Origin of the sequence: Rhizobium sp. S163 (assembly GCF_030380805.1) — a bacterium.
Taxonomy (GTDB): domain Bacteria; phylum Pseudomonadota; class Alphaproteobacteria; order Rhizobiales; family Rhizobiaceae; genus Rhizobium.
In genome coordinates this window covers 94,487-110,896 of sequence record NZ_JAUDSA010000034.1, presented here as the reverse complement: position 1 = coordinate 110,896, position 16,410 = coordinate 94,487, and the positions used below count along the sequence as shown (strand labels likewise).

Here is a 16,410-nt window from a genome sequence, read left to right as displayed (position 1 = left end):
TAATCGAAGCCCGCATTCTAGTACATGGGGGTTTCGATGAAAAATGCTCTTCTTGCTTCTGTTTCATTTGTTCTTTTGATCGCCGGTTCGGCCATGGCCGACCAGCAGCAGTTTCCCGCAAAGCTTGCCGGCCAGGCTATTCTGCCGGCGAACACCATGGTGCCGGCTCCCACCGATGCACCTGAGTTCCTCAAGCACTCCGGCAAGTTCACGACGCCGGATCGCAAGCGCACCGAGGCGCTCGGCACCGTTCCGGGCAAGGACGGCGCGCGCGTGACCGACCTCAAGCTTCCCTTCGACGGACAGCCTATCCAGGGCTTCTCCGGCATCAAGACCATGGAAGACGGCACATTCTGGACGCTGTCCGACAACGGCTTCGGCTCGAAGGCCAACTCCAGCGACGCCATGCTTTTCCTGCATCAGGTGAAGTTCGATTGGGCCACCGGTAAGGTCGAGGTCGTCAAGAACCTGTTCCTGTCCGATCCGGACAAGAAGGCACCCTTCCCGATCGTGCTTGAAGGTGCCGAGAAGCGTTACCTCACAGGCGCTGATTTCGACATCGAATCCATCCAGCCGGTCGCCGACGGTTTCTGGATCGGCGAGGAGTTCGGGCCCTACATCCTGAAGTTCGACACCGAGGGCAAACTGACCGACGTCGTTTCGACCGTCGTCAACGGCAAGCCGGTGCTGTCGCCCGACCACCCGACGCTCTCGGTTCCGGCAAACCCGGTTGCCAAGATGCCCGCCTTCAACGTGAAGCGTTCCGGCGGCTTCGAAGGCCTTGCGATGTCGAAGGACGGAAGCAAGCTCTACGGCCTACTCGAAGGGCCGCTCTTCCAGGACGACGGCAAGGTTGAGGCGGTCGATGGCCGCACGGGCCTGCGCATCGTTGAATTCGACACGGTGGCCAAGAACTGGACCGGCCGCAGCTGGCTCTACCCGCTGGAAGAAAAGGGCATCGCAATCGGCGACTTCAACATGCTCGACGACAGCACTGCGCTGGTGATCGAGCGTGACAACGGCGCCGGTAGCAAGGACAAGGCTTGCGCCGATCCGAAGCAGCCGAAGGCCGATTGCTTCGAGGCTCCCGCCGAGCTGAAGCGCATCTACAAGATCGAGTTCAACGACGCCAACGCAAACGGCGCCGTTCGCAAGATCGGCTATATCGATCTTCTCGACATCAAGGATCCCGACAACAAGAAGAAGGCCGGCACCAAGGATGGCGTCTACGACATGCCGTTCGTGACGATCGAAAACGTCGACCGCGTCGATGCCACCCACATCGTGGTCGGCAACGACAACAACCTGCCTTTCTCGGCCGGTCGCGCCGTCGACAAGGCTGACGACAACGAGTTCAGCCTACTCGAAGTCGGCGAACTGCTGAACGCCAAGTAAGCATCGATCGAAATCAAGACGGCCCCCGTTCGAAAGAGCGGGGGCCGTTTTCTATGGTATGGGATTGAGCGGCGGCAGCGCTATTCGAAGCGGAAGGCCAGGCGCTTGTTCGTGAGCTTGGCAAGCTGCTGCAGGCGGCCATCGAGACGCTCGCCGGCGAAATCGCGATACTCCGCGGGCACCACGAATTCGAGGTCGAGATCGGGATCGTTGGACTTCCGGAAGGTCAGGTTGCGGACGATGCCGGGCATCGAGGCCGAGAACAGGTAGACCACGCGCAGCATGCCGCCCAAGAGCTTGGCGCGCTCGACATATTGCGGCGTTGCGATCGTCGCCAGCGGGCTGGTCGCGCCGTCATCGTGCAGGCCTTCGAAGCGGTAGTAATTGGCGAGCGCGATGAAGGCGCGGCCGGGATGGCTGATGCCGACGAAGGAGGTGTGGGCGATGATGTTCAGCGCCTGAAGACCACGATAATCGGGATGGGCGCGCCAGCTGATATCGGCAAGCAGGCAGGCAGCCTGGCGATAGCGGGCTTCTTCCGGCGTCTCTGCGATATCGAAGAACGGCATCATCCGGCCGGTCCATTCCGAGAGCTCGCGGGCATGTTCGGGCGAGCGGGCGCGCAGGATTGCCAGTTCGCGAGCCGCCTCCAGCAGCGGATCGGCGCGGCGTTCGCTTTCGGAGAGAAGCGAGTAGAGATAGCCTTCACGCACGCCCTGGCCGGAGAAGGATATCACCGAGGGCTTCATGACGCTCAGCACTTCCTTCATGGCGATCGCGCCATAGGGAAGGAGCGCACGGCGGTATTTCGAAACGGCGGCCCAGGCGGGATCCTTGGAGTCCCTCGCGGCATCGACCTGGTCGAGAAACAGCATCATCTGCTCGAGCGAAATCTCGTAGCCCTGCATCATGTGCAGCGGATAGTTGGTCATCTCCATGTGCAGCTTGGCGATGTTTCGCCAGGTGCCGCCGACTGCATAAAACGTCCGGCCCTCGCCCTTGGCCAGGAGCTTGGAGATGGTCTTCACGTGCTTGCGGGCGAAGGTGCGGGCTTTCTCCATCGAGCCGCCGGCATATTCCGACAGGCGCAGGCCGCCGAGCGGCAGCGTCACGCCCTGCCCGAGTTCCTTGCCCTTGATGTCGATCAGCTCGAGAGAGCCGCCGCCGAGGTCACCGGCGATACCATCCGGCGTGTAGAAGCCGCTGACGATGCCGAGCGCGGAGAACTTGGCTTCTTCTTCACCAGACAGAACGCGCACCTTGCGCTGCAGGATGGTTTCGGCGCGATGGATGAAATCCGGGCCATTCGAGGCCTCGCGGGCCGCAGCCGTCGCCAGCACGTACATGGTGGCCGCACGCGCCTGATCGGACAGCGCCTTGAAGCGATGCAGAGCGGAAAGCGCACGTTCGACGCTGGCCTCGTCCATCTTGCCTGTGAGCGCTATGCCCTTACCGAGACCGCAGAGAACCTTTTCGTTGAAAAGGATCGTGGGCGACCTCGACAAGCCCTCATAGATGACCACACGGATCGAGTTCGACCCGATATCGACAACGGAGACCGGAGCAATCCCTGGAAGGCGCCCCTGGGCTTCTGATTCAACCATGCAGGTCCAGTTTTATCGTTTCGTGCGGCCGGAAAGAAGGCCGGCGATCAGCTTTGGCGCACTGGATTTCAACGCTTCACCACGGCCCGAAAGGCTGGGATTGGTCATGAAATACTGTTGCGCGTTGAACGGCTCCTCGCCCTTGCGCACCTCCATGCGCCTTGACGTCCCGTCGGCCAATATCTCGTAGCTTTGTTGATTGTCAATGAGGTTGCCCAGCATGATCTGTGACAAAACCTGCTCGTGCACGGTCGGATTGATGAGCGGAACCAGCGTTTCGACGCGGCGATCCAGATTTCTTGGCATCATATCGGCCGAGCCGATGTAGACGAGCGCCTTGTCCGACGGCAGGCCATGACCATTGCCGAAGCAGAAGATGCGGCTGTGCTCGAGAAAGCGGCCGACGATCGACTTGACGCGGATGTTTTCCGACAGGCCGGGAACTTGCGGGCGCAGGCAGCAGATGCCCCGGATGACGAGATCGATCTCCACGCCGGCGTGGCTCGCCGTATAGAGCGCGTCGATGATTTCGGGATCGACGAGCGAGTTCATCTTCATCCAGATGGCCGCCGGCGCGCCGTTCTTGGCGTGCTTGATCTCTTCGTTGATGTGACGAAGGATGCGCGAGCGCAGCGTATAGGGCGACACGGCGAGCTTCATGCTCTCTTCCGGCTCGCCATAGCCGGTGATGAAGTTGAAGATGTTGGCCATGTCGTGGGCAATGACAGGATTGCAGGTGAAGAACGACAGGTCGGTATAAATCTTCGCAGTGATCGGGTGATAGTTGCCGGTGCCTAGATGGCAGTAGCTGCGCAGCTTGCCCTCTTCGCGGCGAACGACCAGCGACATCTTCGAGTGGGTCTTCAATTCGATGAAGCCAAAGACCACCTGCACGCCGGCGCGTTCGAGGTCGCGCGCCCAGCGGATGTTGGCCTCTTCGTCGAAACGCGCCTTCAGTTCGACCAGCGCCGTAACCGACTTGCCGGATTCAGCGGCGTCGATCAGCGCTCGAACGATCGGGCTGTCGTTGGAGGTGCGGTAGAGCGTCTGCTTTATCGCCAGGACGTCAGGATCGCGCGCAGCCTGGAGCAGAAACTGGACCACCACATCGAAGGACTCGTAGGGGTGGTGAACCACCATGTCCTTTTCGCGAATGGCGGCGAAGCAGTCGCCGGCGTGTTCGCGGACGCGTTCGGGAAATCGCGCATTGTAGGAGGGGAAGCGCAGATCGTCGCGCGGCGCCTTGGTGATCTCCGACAGCGTGTTCAGCGCCAGCAGACCCGGCAGAACCGCGACGCGGTTATCGGGCACGTTGGTCGCCTGCACCACGAACTGGCGGAGCGACGCCGGCATTTCGGAATCGGTTTCGAGGCGGATAACCGAACCGCGGCGGCGGCGCTTCAGCGCGGTTTCGAAGAAGCGGACGAGATCTTCTGCTTCTTCCTCGACTTCGATATCGCTGTCACGGATGATGCGGAACGTACCGGAACCCTGCACCTCATAGCCGGGGTAGAGCCGGTAGATGAAGATGTTGGCGACGTCCTCCAGCGTGATGTAGCGGATCGTGTTGCCGTCATCGGGCAGGCGCACGAAACGATCGAGCGCCGGCGGCAGGCGCAGAAGCGCCGTCATCGGCTCGCGGCCATTCTTGCTGACCAGCTGCAGGCCGATCGAGAAGCCGAGATTGGGGATGAAGGGGAACGGATGCGCGGGGTCGATCGAGAGCGGCGTCAGCACTGGGAAGATCGCCTGCTCGAATTCGGTCGCAAGCCAATTGCGATCGCTCTCGCTGAGCGCGCCGGGGCGCACGATCAGGATGTCTTCCTTGGCGAGGTACTGCTGCAGCACGGCCAGCGAGGCCTGCTGCTCCATCTGCAGATTGTCGATTTCCTGCAGGATGGATTCGAGCTGTTCGGCCGGCGTCTTGCCGTCGGGCGTGCGCACAACAATGTTCTGGCGCACCTGCCCTTCGAGACCGGCGACGCGCACCATGAAGAATTCGTCGAGGTTGGCAGCCGAAATCGACAGGAAGCGAACGCGCTCTAGCAGCGGATGCTCGGTGTTCAGCGTCTCCTCGAGAACGCGGCGATTGAACTGCAGCCAGGAAAATTCCCGGTTGATGAAGCGCTCGGGGCTGGAGAGCAGTTCTTCAAGCGGAGGAACGTTCGCCTTGGTTTCGGGAGCCGTTTCCTGGTTTCCCGCGACTGCACTGTCCATCGTTCGATCGTCCCCTCAATTATTGCGCCAAGCCGAATATATCAGTTTCACGACGGAACTGTGACAGTCAATCAGCCGGATCGGAATTGCCCAATTCATTCAACACTTCAGCGGCAAGCGCGCGCGTGATCTTGGTGCCTCTTGAGAGCGCCAGCCGATCCAGCCGCTCGACGATCGTCTGCGCGGCGTTCAACGATCGCTCCATCCTGACGACAATATAGAGCACCAGTTTGTCATCTATATAAAGCTGGCGGTCGGCGAAGAGCTTGACGATGACCTGCGACAGCAGTTCCTCGTCCGGCTCGCCGATCTCGACGACGGTCGCCGCCTTCAGGCGCGAGCGCAGATCGGCCAGCTCGACCGGCCAGGACATCGGCCAGAGGCGGCTGGTCATCAGCAGGCTGTGGCCGTTTTCGCGCACGCTGTTAATGACATGAAACAGTTCGGTGTCGTCGAAGCCGAGGCGATCGACATCCTCAAACAAGACCGGGCCGTTGGCTGCATCGACCGCCGCATTCGCGCCGGCCTTCGGATGGATGATCGTGGCGCCGCTGTGATCCTTCCAGATGTTGGCGAGGTGCGACTTGCCCGATCCGACCGGGCCGGCAAGGATGACGACCGGCGACGGCCAGTTCGGCCAGGCATCGACGATCTCGACAGCCGCCGCCAGCCGCTCGGAGATCAGGAGATCGTCACGACCGGTCGCGGCATCATGAGAAAAGGCCAAGGGCAGCTGCTCCACGGGCTTGCGCCTTGAGTCAGCGTTTTTCACGTCAGTCATTTCGGGCCAGCTTTTGTCTTCCGTACCGGGGTGGCCTTCGCCTCGCCCGCATACAGGTCGCTCTCAAGATACCGTGAAAGCGCAAAGCGAACAAGGACGCCGACAGCGGCGGCGGCCGGCACCGCGACCAGCAGGCCGACGAAGCCGAACAGCGCACCGAAGGCAAAGAGCGCGAACATCAGCCAGACCGGATGCAGGCCAACGCTATGGCCGACGAGCTTCGGCTGCAGGATGTTGCCTTCCATGAACTGGCCGCTGAAGAAGACCACGAGAACCGCGCCGACCCAGATATAGTCAGGCCAGAACTGCACGATCGCGACACCCACCGCCAGGATCAGGCCGACCATGGAGCCGACATAGGGGATGAAGCTGATCATGCCGGCGAAGAGGCCGATCAACAGGCCGAAATTCAGCCCGACCAGCGACAGGCCGACCGCGTACCAGATACCGAGGATCAGGCAGAGAGATCCCTGCCCGCGAATGAAGCCGGCGATCGCATCATCGATCTCGCTCATGATCTGATGAACGTTGGCGACATAATCGCGGGGGATATACTTGTCGATATTGGCGACCATGCGGTCCCAATCGAGCAGCATGTAGAAGGCGACAACTGGTGTCACGACCATCAGCGAGATCACGTTGACGACAGCGAGGCCGGAGCTCCAGACCTGGCTGAACAGCCCGGTGAGCAGGCCGAAGCCCTGCGAAAGGATTTCGGAGAAATTGTTCTTGATGGTACCGAGCTGGTTCTTGATCCAATCCGGCAGCATCGAGTTCTGCTGCTTTGCGATGAAGGTCTGCAGCTGATCGATATAACCAGGCAGGCGGCCGGCGAAATCGGCGAACTGGCTGGCAAGGATCGGGATCAGGATCATCAGCGCCAGCACGATCAGGACGACGAAGGCGATCAGGATGACGATGGTCGCCATCAGGCGGCTGAGGCCGAGCCGCTCCAGCCGGTCGGCGACCGGATCGAGGAAATAGGCGATCGCCATGCCGGCCAGGAACGGCAGCAGGATGGAGCTGAACACCAATAGGAAGGCGATGAAGGCGGCAAGCACGAACAGCCAGAAGATAACCTGGCGCTTCAGACCGGCGCCGCTAACCTGGTGTGGCATCATGTTCTCCGCTGATCGAACGTCGGTACTTGCCGCATCGCAGCGATACGGCCTGCGAGCCACATAGGATGCACCCGCGAGAATGGTCAACCCCAGCGTCCAATTTCCCAGAAGCTCCGTTCAAAAGAGCGGGAAATTGGGGCTTTTGCCACGCAACGCCTTGCATAAAGGCCCCTGTCATGCAATTGCGACCCGCATGTGACGCGGGGATATTTCCCGCCCGACGACAGCCATCGGAGAGCAGTATGAGCCAGTCCGGAAAAAACGGTCTCACCTATAGCGATGCAGGCGTGGATATCGACGCTGGCAACCTTCTCGTCGAAAAGATCAAGCCCGCCGTACGCTCGACCCGCCGCCCCGGCGCCGATGGCGAAATCGGCGGCTTCGGCGGCCTGTTCGATCTCAAGGCCGCAGGCTTCACCGATCCGGTTCTGGTTGCCGCCAATGACGGCGTCGGCACCAAGCTGAAGATCGCGATCGACGCAGATTATCACGACACCGTCGGCATTGACCTCGTCGCCATGTGCGTCAACGATCTCGTGGTCCAGGGCGCCGAGCCGCTGTTCTTCCTCGACTACTTTGCGACCGGCAAGCTCGATCCGGACCAGGGTGCGGCGATCGTCGAAGGCATTGCCGCCGGCTGCCGCGACGCGGGCTGTGCGCTGATCGGCGGCGAGACCGCCGAGATGCCGGGCATGTATTCCTCCGGCGATTACGATCTGGCCGGCTTTGCCGTCGGTGCTGCCGAGCGCGGCAAGCTGCTGCCTTCGGGTGATATCGGCGAAGGCGACGTCATCCTCGGCCTCGCCTCCTCGGGCGTCCACTCCAACGGCTTCTCGCTGGTGCGCAAGATCGTCGGCATTTCCGGCCTCGCCTGGGATGCGCCGGCACCCTTCGCGGACGGCAAGACGCTCGGCGAAGCCTTGCTGACCCCGACCCGCATCTATGTGAAGCAGCTCCTCAGTGTCATCCGTGAGACCGGCGCGATCAAGGCGCTGGCGCACATCACCGGCGGCGGCTTCCCCGAGAATATTCCGCGCGTTCTGCCCAAGCACCTCGCCGCCGAGATCGATCTTGCGGCCGTCAAGGTTCCGGCCGTGTTTTCCTGGCTGTCGAAGACCGGCGGCGTGGAAGCAACCGAGATGCTGCGCACCTTCAACTGCGGCATCGGCATGATCGCCGTCGTCTCCGCCGAGAATGCCGACACCGTCATATCGGCGCTGGAAGCCCAGGGCGAAAGCGTCGTGCGGCTCGGCCGGATGATTGCGCGCGCCGAGGGCGCTCACGGCACGCTCTACAAGGGCACGCTCGCCATATGACGTCTCCGCGCAAACGCGTCGTCGTCTTCATCTCCGGCGGCGGTTCCAACATGATGGCGCTGGTCGCCGCCGCGAAGGCTCCGGACTTCCCGGCCGAAATCGTCGGCGTGATCTCCGACAAGCCGGATGCTGGCGGGCTTGCCAAGGCATCAGCCGAGGGCATCGCGACCTTCGCCTTTCCGCGCAAGGACTACGCCAGCAAGGAAGCGCACGAGGAAGCGATCTTCGCCGCTCTCGACGCGCTGTCGCCCGACTTTCTCTGCCTTGCGGGCTATATGCGTCTGCTGAGCGGGACGTTTATCCAGCGCTACGAGGGAAAGATGATCAACATCCACCCTTCCCTGCTGCCGCTATTCCCCGGCCTGCACACGCACCAGCGCGCCATCGACGCCGGCATGCGGATCGCCGGCTGCACGGTGCATTTCGTCACCGAGGGCATGGATGAAGGTCCGGTCATCGGCCAGGCCGCCGTGCCGGTACTCTCCGACGACACCGCTGATACGCTTGCAGCACGTGTGTTGACGGTCGAGCACAAGATTTATCCGCAAGCGCTGAGGCTGTTCGCCGAGGGCAAGGTGCGGATGGACGGTGGCAAGGCTGTTAGAACGGCCGATGCGTCCGATGCCACCGCAACCGGTGCCGTTATCTCCGCCTGACAAGCGATTGGCCGGCGATTGACCGGCGAGATGATGCGGATCATCATGTGCGTGGCCCACGGAGCGACGCCATGACCATTACAGTCAACATCGATGAAGCAAGCCTTCCCGAACTCCTTGCCAAGGTCGAAGCTGGCGAGGAGATCGTTATCCTGCGCGATGGTTTGCCGGTGGCGAGGATGGCGGCCGTCAACGCGCCACGTCAAAACCAGGAACTTGTCGACGCCATCATTCGCGAGCGTGCCGGTCGCAAACCGGTGACGCAGGCCGAAATAGCCGAGTGGAAGCAAATCGGACGGCGCTGATGACATTTGTGGTCGATGCGTCGCTTGCGCTTGCCTGGTTTCTTCCAGATGAAGCCAACCAGGCTGCCGATGATATCTTGAGGCGTGTGGCGCATGAGGGCGCCTACGTGCCAGACCTGTTTTGGCACGAAATGCGCAACGTGTTGCTCACCTCATGTCGCCGAAGACGATTGTCACGCGACGAGGCAAGACTTTCTCTATCGCGTCTTACTCAACTTCCACTCGTCACCCGAACTATTACCGATAGTGTGACCGTTTTCGATCTGGCCGAACGCCATCAGCTGTCGGCCTATGATGCGGCCTATTTAGCGCTTGCTATCGACTTGGAGCTGCCGCTTGTCACCGTGGACAAGAAGCTGATGGGAGCAGCGACCCATCAAGGCGTGCCGCTGCTCCGCTGAATTGACCTAATCGTTACGCCGCAATCGCCCGCGGCTGATGCAGCGTACCGTCGCTATAAACGAAGCGGCCGCCGCGGAAGGTGGCGCGGATGCGGTGGATGTCGCCGGCTTCCACGACCACGAGGTCGGCGCGCTGGCCGATGGCGATTTCGCCGCGGTCGGTAAGGCCTGCGGAGCGCGCTGCGTTCTTCGTTGCCATGGCAACGGCGGTCGGCAGGCTGGTGGCCTCGGCGATCTTGAAGATGCCGGGCACGAAGGCGGCCGGATGGTAGTCGGCGGCGATGACGGAAAGGACGCCGGCGCGGGCGGCATCGAGAGCGCTCAGATTGCCCGACATCGACTGGCCGCGCAGCGCATTCGGCGCGCCCATCAGCGTCCAGAGGCCACGGCGGCGCGCTTCCTCGGCTGCCGGCAACGTTACCGGGAACTCGCTGATCGTGACGCCCATCGCATGCATCTCAGCAACCTTCTCGGCGCTGTCGTCGTCATGCGAGGCGAGCGACAGCTTGTGGCGCAGCGACAGGTCTACGATCTGGCGAAGCCTGGTCTCGATCTCGGGATTGTCACGCATGGCGATGCGCTTGGCGACCATCTCGGCTGCCATTTCCTCGGAGATGGCACGGCGCTCGGCCATGCTCAGGATATAGCTCTGAATGTCGTTATACTGGCCCTGCCCCGGCGTATGATCGGTCAGAGAGACCATGTCGACATGGCCGGCATCCAGCAGCTTTTCGAGCGCAGGGGCCGCGCCGACATTGGTGATCTCGTAGCGCGCGTGAACGCGGTGATCGATCAGGAGATCATCCTTGAAGCGGCTGACGCCCTCGATGACCGCGCAGGTGGTTTCCAGCGAGCGGACATGGCCGTAGACACTTTCGGTCGCGAAGGAGACGGCGGCATAGGCCGTCGTCACGCCATGGGCGGCGAGCTTCTTGTCGAGTTCGTGGATGGAAAAGCCGATCGGCATCATCGCGTTGGGGCGCGGCGCGATCTCGCGCTCGATCATGTCGCCGTGGAGATCGACGAACCCTGGCATCAACAGGCGGCCTTCGCCATCGATTGCGGCATTGGCGACCGTCTCAGGGCGGATCTCGGCGATAACGCCATCCTCGATGCGAACCGAGCCGTTGTTCACGACCTCATCCGGCAGAACGATCGTGAAATTGCTGAGCCACATCGGCTTTCTCCTCATATCAGGCAATTATGACAAGCCGGAGCCGATAGCCCCGATTCATGACATGCGAATGAACGTCTCAGGGCTTATTCAAGGCAGCTCTGTTCAGGGCCGCCCATTGCAGCAGAATGATCGTCTTGAAGTCGATGATCTCGCCGCTGGCGATCATCTGCACCGCCTCGTCGAGCGGGATTTCGACGACTTCGATATCCTCGTGCTCCTCGGCCAAGCCACCGCCTTCGGAGACGCGGTCTTCGGTGTCGATCGAGGCCGCGAAGAAGTGGACGAGCTCGGCGTTGGCGCCGGGCGAGCTGTAGGCCTTGAACAGGAAGCGCACGTCGCGGACGCGGAAGCCGGTTTCCTCGATGGCTTCGCGGCGGATGGCCGCCTCGGGCTCGTCGCCATCGAGCAGGCCGGCGGGCGTCTCCAGTATCCAGGCCGGCTCGCCGTGAAGATAGACGGGCAGACGGAACTGGCGGACGAGGACGACGGTGTCGCGCTTGGGGTCGTGCAGCAGGATCGTCGCGGCCGGGGTGCGGTGGTAGATCTCGCGATGGATGCGGTGCGTTTCGCCGTCGGAGTTGGTGTAATCGATCTCGTAGGTGCTGAGCCGCGTCCAACCATCCGAGAGCGTCCTTTCCTGGATGATCTCGGCCTTCGCCTTTTCAAATTTCGTCATGCCGCATCCTTGCGAAGCCAAACCTTGTTGTCGTGGACGGCAGCGCCGCCATAGGGCGCGACGGGGTCGGCGCCGGTCAAAACGTTGATGCCCTCTCCATCCACATGCGCCTTGTTCGGCCACAGGCCCTCGGCGATCAGCACGCCCGGCTTGACCTCGATCGTCAGCTTGGCGTGCAGGCGCACCTCGCCTCTGGCGTTGCCGACTTGGACGAGATCGCCGTGGGCAATGTCTTGGGCTTCCGCATCAACGGGATTGATCATCAGCTCCGGCCGCCCTTCCTTCTGCCGCGAGGTCTTGGTCTCGGCGAAGCTGGAGTTCAGGAAGTTGCGGGCGGGCGATGTGGCGAGGCGGAACGGGTGCTCTGCATCGGCCACTTCGATAACGTCGACCTGATCCGGGAACTGCGGCAGCTCCGGATAAGGGCCGAGCAGCCCGACTGCCTCCGGCGGGCGGTTCGGCGCCGGCTGATTGCGCCAGTCTGGACGAAAGTGGAAGCGGCCGTCGGCGTGGGCGAAGCCGTTGATGAAATGCGCGTCGTCGAAATCAGGCTGACGGTCGAACCATTTGTGTTCTAGGAAATGGTCGTAGCCGGGCAGTTCGCTAGACTGGAGAACGCGGTCGATCATCTCGCGCGCCGTGAAGCCGAAACCCGGGCGATCGGCCACGCCGAGGCGCTTGGCGAGTTCCTCGATGACGAAGAGATTTGTACGCACCGTTTCCGGCGGCTCGACCAGCTTGGGGCCGAGCAGGATGTGGTTCTGGCCGCCGGCGCGGTAGATGTCGTCATGCTCGACGAACATGGTGGCGGGGATGACGATATCGGCCATCTCGGCGGTATCGGTCATGAACTGCTCGTGGACGGCGACGAAGAGGTCGTCGCGGGCGAAACCGCGCTTCACCAGCCGCTGCTCGGGCGCGATATTAACAGGGTTTGTGTTCTGGATGAGCATGGCGGTGACGGGGCCGCGATGGCGCAGCGCCACGGCATCGCCCGTCAAGGCGCGACCGATCTGCGACTGGTCGATCATGCGGATGTCGGCATCCTTCATCGACTTGCCGGTCAGTTCCGCATTGTTCATGCGGAAGATGTCGCTGTTCGAATGGAAGGCGCCGCCGCCTTCATATTGCCAGGAGCCGAGAACGGTTGCGACCGAGGCCGCCGCGTGCATGGCGACCGCGCCGTTGCGCTGGCGGGTGAAGCCATAGCCGAGGCGGAAGAAGGTCTTCTTCGTCGTGCCGACGAGCTTGCCGAAGGCCTCGATCTCCTCGACCGAAAGGCCGGTGATGGCGGCGGCCCATTCCGGCGTCTTCGTTTTCAGATGCGCTTCGAGGCCAGCGGGATCATCGGCGTATTTCGCCATATAGGCGCGGTCGGCATAGCTGTCGCGGAAGGCGATGTGCATGGCGGCGCAGGCGAGTGCTGCATCGGTGCCCGGCTTGAGGATCAGCGCCAGGTCGGCCTGCTTCATCGTCGGGCTGTCGTAGATATCGATCACGACGATCTTGGCGCCGCGTTCCTTGCGCGCCTTGATCGCGTGGGTCATCACATTGACCTGGGTGGCGACCGCGTTGGTGCCCCAGATGACGACGCAATCGGTGCGCGCCATTTCGCGTGGGTCCGGGCCTCTCAATACCCCTGTCGCCATGGTGAAGCCGGTCCAAGCCGGGTTAGTGCAGATCGACGAGAAGAAGCCGGAATAGCGTTTGGCATGGCGCAGGCGGTCGATGCTGTCGCGCTGCACCCAGCCCATGGTGCCGGCATAGTAATAAGGCCAGATCGCCTCGCTGCCGTCTTTGGCCTCGGCCTTGACGAAGGCTTCGGCGATTTCATCCAGCGCGTCGTCCCAGGAAATCTGCTGCCACTCACCCGCCCCCTTGGCGCCCCTGCGGCGCAGCGGGTGCATCAGCCGGTCGGGATGGTAGAGACGCTCGGCGTATCTGGCGACCTTGGCGCAGATGACGCCCGAGGTATAGCTGTGGTCGTTTGCGCCACGTACGCGGCCGATCCTGCCATCATCAGTGACCTCCACTTCCAGCGCGCAGGTGGAGGGACAGTCGTGCGGACAGGCAGTGTGGCCGATCCGGACGGAGGACTTCGGGGATTTGGCTTCGATGGGGGTCGCAATGTTCATGGAGTTTCTATATTCCAACCGGAAACCGGCCAAAAGCCGGAAACGACGTCCCCCACGCGAATTCATGTAGGCATCAGCGAAAATGAACTACCGCCATATCTACCATGCGGGCAACTTTGCCGATGTCCTGAAACACGCGGTCCTCGCGCGCCTCGTCCGCTACATGCAGAAGAAGGACGCGGGCTTTCGCGTGCTCGACACGCATGCCGGCATCGGGCTCTACGACCTCTCTTCGGAAGAGGCGCAGAAAACAGGCGAATGGCGCGACGGGATCGGCAAGATCATGGAAGCCGAGCTTTCGCCGCAGGTGGCCGAATTGCTCGAGCCCTATCTGACCGCGATTCGCGAGCTCAATCCTGACGGCGGCATGCGCTATTATCCCGGTTCGCCGAAGCTGTCGCGCATGCTCTTCCGTCCGCAGGACCGGCTCTCGGCGATGGAGCTGCATCCCGAGGATTTCCAGCGGCTGCATCGCCTGTTCGAGGGCGATCATCATGCCCGCATCACCGAGCTCGACGGCTGGCTGTCGCTCGGAGCACATCTGCCGCCGAAGGAGAAGCGCGGCATCGTGCTTGTCGATCCGCCCTTCGAGGAAGGCGGCGAGTATGAGAGGCTGGTCGACGGCCTCGCCAAGGCCTATCGCCGCTTTCCCGGCGGCACCTATTGCCTCTGGTATCCGATCAAGAAGGGCGCGCCGATCAAGGAATTCCATGAGGCGCTGCAGGCGCTCGATATTCCGAAGACACTCTGCGCCGAGCTCACCGTGCGCAGCGACCGGGGGATGGTGACCGGACTGACCGGCTCGGGGCTCATCATCGTCAACCCGCCCTTTACGCTGAAGGACGAGCTGCACCAGCTGCTGCCGGCGCTGAAGGATCACATGGCGCAGGACCGCTATGCCTCGCACCGGGCGTTCTGGCTGCGCGGCGAGAACAAGGCCGTGAAAGAGGATTGACCGACTCTTTGCGGCGCGAAATAGTCCGGCCACATTCCAAGTCCGTTGCCAGGCATTTTGAAAGAGACCGACGATGAAGATCCTTTGCGCGCCCGCCTCCCCCTATTCCAGCAAGGTCCGGATGGCCGCGCGCTATCTCGAACTCGACGCGACCGAGATCCGCGTCGATACCAATGCCGGGCCGGCGATCCTCGTCGACAACAATCCGCTCGGAAAGATCCCGACCGTGCTGACGGATGACGGCGTTTCGGTCTTCGACAGCGTCGCGATCATGCACTATTTCGGTCGCCTCAAGGGCAAGCAGCTCTATCCGTCGAAGAACGGCAAGCGGACGGAAGCCGAAGTGCTTGAGGCGCTTTGCGACGGCATCTGCGATTGCCTGCTCGCCATCGTCTACGAACGCCGGTTCCGCGACGAGGAGAAGATCCACCAGCCCTGGATCGACCGGCAGTGGAAGAAGGTCGTGAGCGGCCTCAATCACCTGAGTGTCCACCTGCCGAAGATCGGCAAGAAGCTGCATGGCGGCCACTTCGCGCTGGCGGCAACGCTCGGCTATCTCGACCTGCGTTTCCATGGCCAGTGGGAGGCCGAGCACTCAGAGCTGATCGGCTGGCTCCGGACCTTCGAGAAGAAATTCCCCGCCTACGCGGAGCTCAAGCCTCAGGGCTGAGCGCGATCGCGCTCCGCTTTCACGAAATCGATGAAGGCGCGTAACGCCGTCGGCAGCTGCCGGCGGCTCGGATAGTAGAGGAAGAAGCCCGGATAATAGGGGCACCAATCCTCAAGAACCCGCACCAATTTGCCACTCTCGATCTCGTCACGCACCTGATCCTCGAACAGATAGCCCAGCCCGTCGCCCTGCAACACCGCGTCGCGCATGATGTCTTGGTCGCCCAGAGTTAGCGGGCCCCGCACCTCGATCTCCACTTCGATACCGCCGCGCTCGAACTCCCAATGATAGAAGGCGCCGCCGGCAAAGCGGAACCGGATGCAGACGTGGTCTTTCAGATCATGCGGCGTCTGCGGCCTGCCCCTGCCCTCGAAATAGCCCGGCGTGCCGACGACCGCGAAGCTGTGGCGTGGACCGATCGGGATCGCGATCATATCCGCCGCGATGCTTTCGCCGAAGCGTATGCCGGCATCGAAGCCTGACGAGACCATATCGATAAGCGCATCGTCGATGACGATATCGACCTCGACGGATGGATGAGCTTTCAAGAAGCGCGAGACGATCGGCAGCAGCACGAGCTTGGCTGCAGCGCGTGGCGCGTTGATGCGCAGCTTGCCGTAGGGCTGGCCGCTGAATGTGTCGAGATCATCCAGCGCGGCGTCGATATCGAGGAAGGCCGGGCGGATGCGGTCGAAAAGGCGCTCGCCTGCCTCCGTCAGCGCCACGCCACGAGTGGTGCGGTTGACGAGGCGGACTTCCAGCCGCTCCTCGATCGCTCTCAGCGCGTGGCTCAGCGCCGAAGGCGTGACGGCGAGCTCGACGGCGGCCTTGCGAAAGCTTCGGTGATTGGCGATCGCCAGGAAAATGGCAAGGTCGGTGGAGCGCACACGCTTCATTGATGAGTATTTCTCACTAGCCCATGGAGTAGAAGGTAAATTCTCTCACTTATGTGCATAGGCTAGTTTCGGGGTGTCAGCAAATCACAACCCGAAAGGAAAACG

Annotated in this window: 15 protein-coding genes; 7 read left to right on the top strand and 8 right to left on the bottom strand. The window is 62.1% G+C overall.

Annotated elements, in window-relative coordinates; all coding sequences use genetic code 11:
* Positions 1-36: 36 nt before the first annotated feature.
* Positions 37-1,395 carry an esterase-like activity of phytase family protein gene (locus QTL96_RS23935; RefSeq protein ID WP_289729470.1) on the top strand — a complete coding sequence of 453 codons (1,359 nt, stop codon included), beginning with the start codon at positions 37-39 and terminating at the stop codon, positions 1,393-1,395.
* An 80-nt stretch (positions 1,396-1,475) separates the two neighbouring features.
* Here QTL96_RS23935 and ppx read toward each other — a convergent pair whose 3' ends face one another.
* The 4 genes from ppx to QTL96_RS23915 form a co-directional block, all read right to left on the bottom strand.
* The gene (ppx, locus tag QTL96_RS23930) at positions 1,476-2,999 is read right to left on the bottom strand and encodes an exopolyphosphatase (RefSeq protein ID WP_289729469.1); all 1,524 of its coding nucleotides are present in this window, start codon (positions 2,997-2,999) and stop codon (positions 1,476-1,478) included.
* 12 nt (positions 3,000-3,011) lie between these two features.
* Positions 3,012-5,216: an RNA degradosome polyphosphate kinase gene (locus tag QTL96_RS23925; protein ID WP_047513236.1), complete on the bottom strand. Its 2,205-nt coding sequence runs from the start codon at positions 5,214-5,216 to the stop codon at positions 3,012-3,014.
* A 67-nt stretch (positions 5,217-5,283) separates the two neighbouring features.
* Positions 5,284-5,997, bottom strand: coding sequence for a DnaA regulatory inactivator HdaA (hdaA, locus tag QTL96_RS23920; RefSeq protein ID WP_047513239.1), 714 nt, complete (start codon positions 5,995-5,997; stop codon positions 5,284-5,286).
* The gene (locus tag QTL96_RS23915; RefSeq protein ID WP_289729468.1) at positions 5,994-7,115 is read right to left on the bottom strand and encodes an AI-2E family transporter; all 1,122 of its coding nucleotides are present in this window, start codon (positions 7,113-7,115) and stop codon (positions 5,994-5,996) included. The genes hdaA and QTL96_RS23915 overlap by 4 nt, the downstream gene beginning before the upstream one ends.
* Before the next feature lie 245 nt (positions 7,116-7,360).
* Here QTL96_RS23915 and purM point away from each other — a divergent pair, with 245 nt between their 5' ends.
* From purM to QTL96_RS23895, 4 genes are all read left to right on the top strand, one after another.
* Complete coding sequence (gene purM, locus QTL96_RS23910) at positions 7,361-8,434, top strand: phosphoribosylformylglycinamidine cyclo-ligase (RefSeq protein ID WP_289729467.1); 1,074 nt, start codon at positions 7,361-7,363, stop codon at positions 8,432-8,434.
* Positions 8,431-9,090, top strand: coding sequence for a phosphoribosylglycinamide formyltransferase (gene purN / locus QTL96_RS23905; protein WP_289729466.1), 660 nt, complete (start codon positions 8,431-8,433; stop codon positions 9,088-9,090). The genes purM and purN overlap by 4 nt, the downstream gene beginning before the upstream one ends.
* Before the next feature lie 71 nt (positions 9,091-9,161).
* Positions 9,162-9,395 carry a type II toxin-antitoxin system prevent-host-death family antitoxin gene (locus tag QTL96_RS23900; RefSeq protein ID WP_289729465.1) on the top strand — a complete coding sequence of 78 codons (234 nt, stop codon included), beginning with the start codon at positions 9,162-9,164 and terminating at the stop codon, positions 9,393-9,395.
* Positions 9,395-9,796 carry a type II toxin-antitoxin system VapC family toxin gene (locus QTL96_RS23895; RefSeq protein WP_289729464.1) on the top strand — a complete coding sequence of 134 codons (402 nt, stop codon included), beginning with the start codon at positions 9,395-9,397 and terminating at the stop codon, positions 9,794-9,796. The genes QTL96_RS23900 and QTL96_RS23895 overlap by 1 nt, the downstream gene beginning before the upstream one ends.
* Before the next feature lie 13 nt (positions 9,797-9,809).
* On the opposite strand, the gene QTL96_RS23890 is transcribed toward QTL96_RS23895, so the two are convergent.
* The 3 genes from QTL96_RS23890 to QTL96_RS23880 all read right to left on the bottom strand — a co-directional run bounded on the left by QTL96_RS23890 (position 9,810) and on the right by QTL96_RS23880 (position 13,850).
* Positions 9,810-10,973 (bottom strand): alpha-D-ribose 1-methylphosphonate 5-triphosphate diphosphatase, encoded by a 1,164-nt coding sequence (locus QTL96_RS23890; protein WP_289729463.1) that lies wholly within the window; start codon positions 10,971-10,973, stop codon positions 9,810-9,812.
* Positions 10,974-11,049: 76 nt separating this feature from the next.
* On the bottom strand, positions 11,050-11,649 hold the full coding sequence (locus QTL96_RS23885) for an NUDIX domain-containing protein (protein WP_289729462.1): 600 nt from the start codon (positions 11,647-11,649) through the stop codon (positions 11,050-11,052).
* A complete protein-coding gene (locus tag QTL96_RS23880) occupies positions 11,646-13,850 on the bottom strand; it encodes a molybdopterin oxidoreductase family protein (protein ID WP_289729461.1) in 2,205 nt (734 codons plus the stop codon). Before QTL96_RS23880 ends, QTL96_RS23885 begins: the two co-directional genes overlap by 4 nt.
* A gap of 16 nt (positions 13,851-13,866) precedes the next feature.
* Here QTL96_RS23880 and QTL96_RS23875 point away from each other — a divergent pair, with 16 nt between their 5' ends.
* Both QTL96_RS23875 and QTL96_RS23870 read left to right on the top strand, forming a co-directional pair.
* On the top strand, positions 13,867-14,739 hold the full coding sequence (locus QTL96_RS23875; protein ID WP_289729460.1) for a 23S rRNA (adenine(2030)-N(6))-methyltransferase RlmJ: 873 nt from the start codon (positions 13,867-13,869) through the stop codon (positions 14,737-14,739).
* Positions 14,740-14,812: 73 nt separating this feature from the next.
* The gene (locus QTL96_RS23870) at positions 14,813-15,409 is read left to right on the top strand and encodes a glutathione S-transferase family protein (protein ID WP_018898719.1); all 597 of its coding nucleotides are present in this window, start codon (positions 14,813-14,815) and stop codon (positions 15,407-15,409) included.
* On the opposite strand, the gene QTL96_RS23865 is transcribed toward QTL96_RS23870, so the two are convergent.
* Complete coding sequence (locus QTL96_RS23865; protein WP_289729459.1) at positions 15,400-16,305, bottom strand: LysR family transcriptional regulator; 906 nt, start codon at positions 16,303-16,305, stop codon at positions 15,400-15,402. The genes QTL96_RS23870 and QTL96_RS23865 overlap by 10 nt on opposite strands.
* Positions 16,306-16,410: the final 105 nt, after the last annotated feature.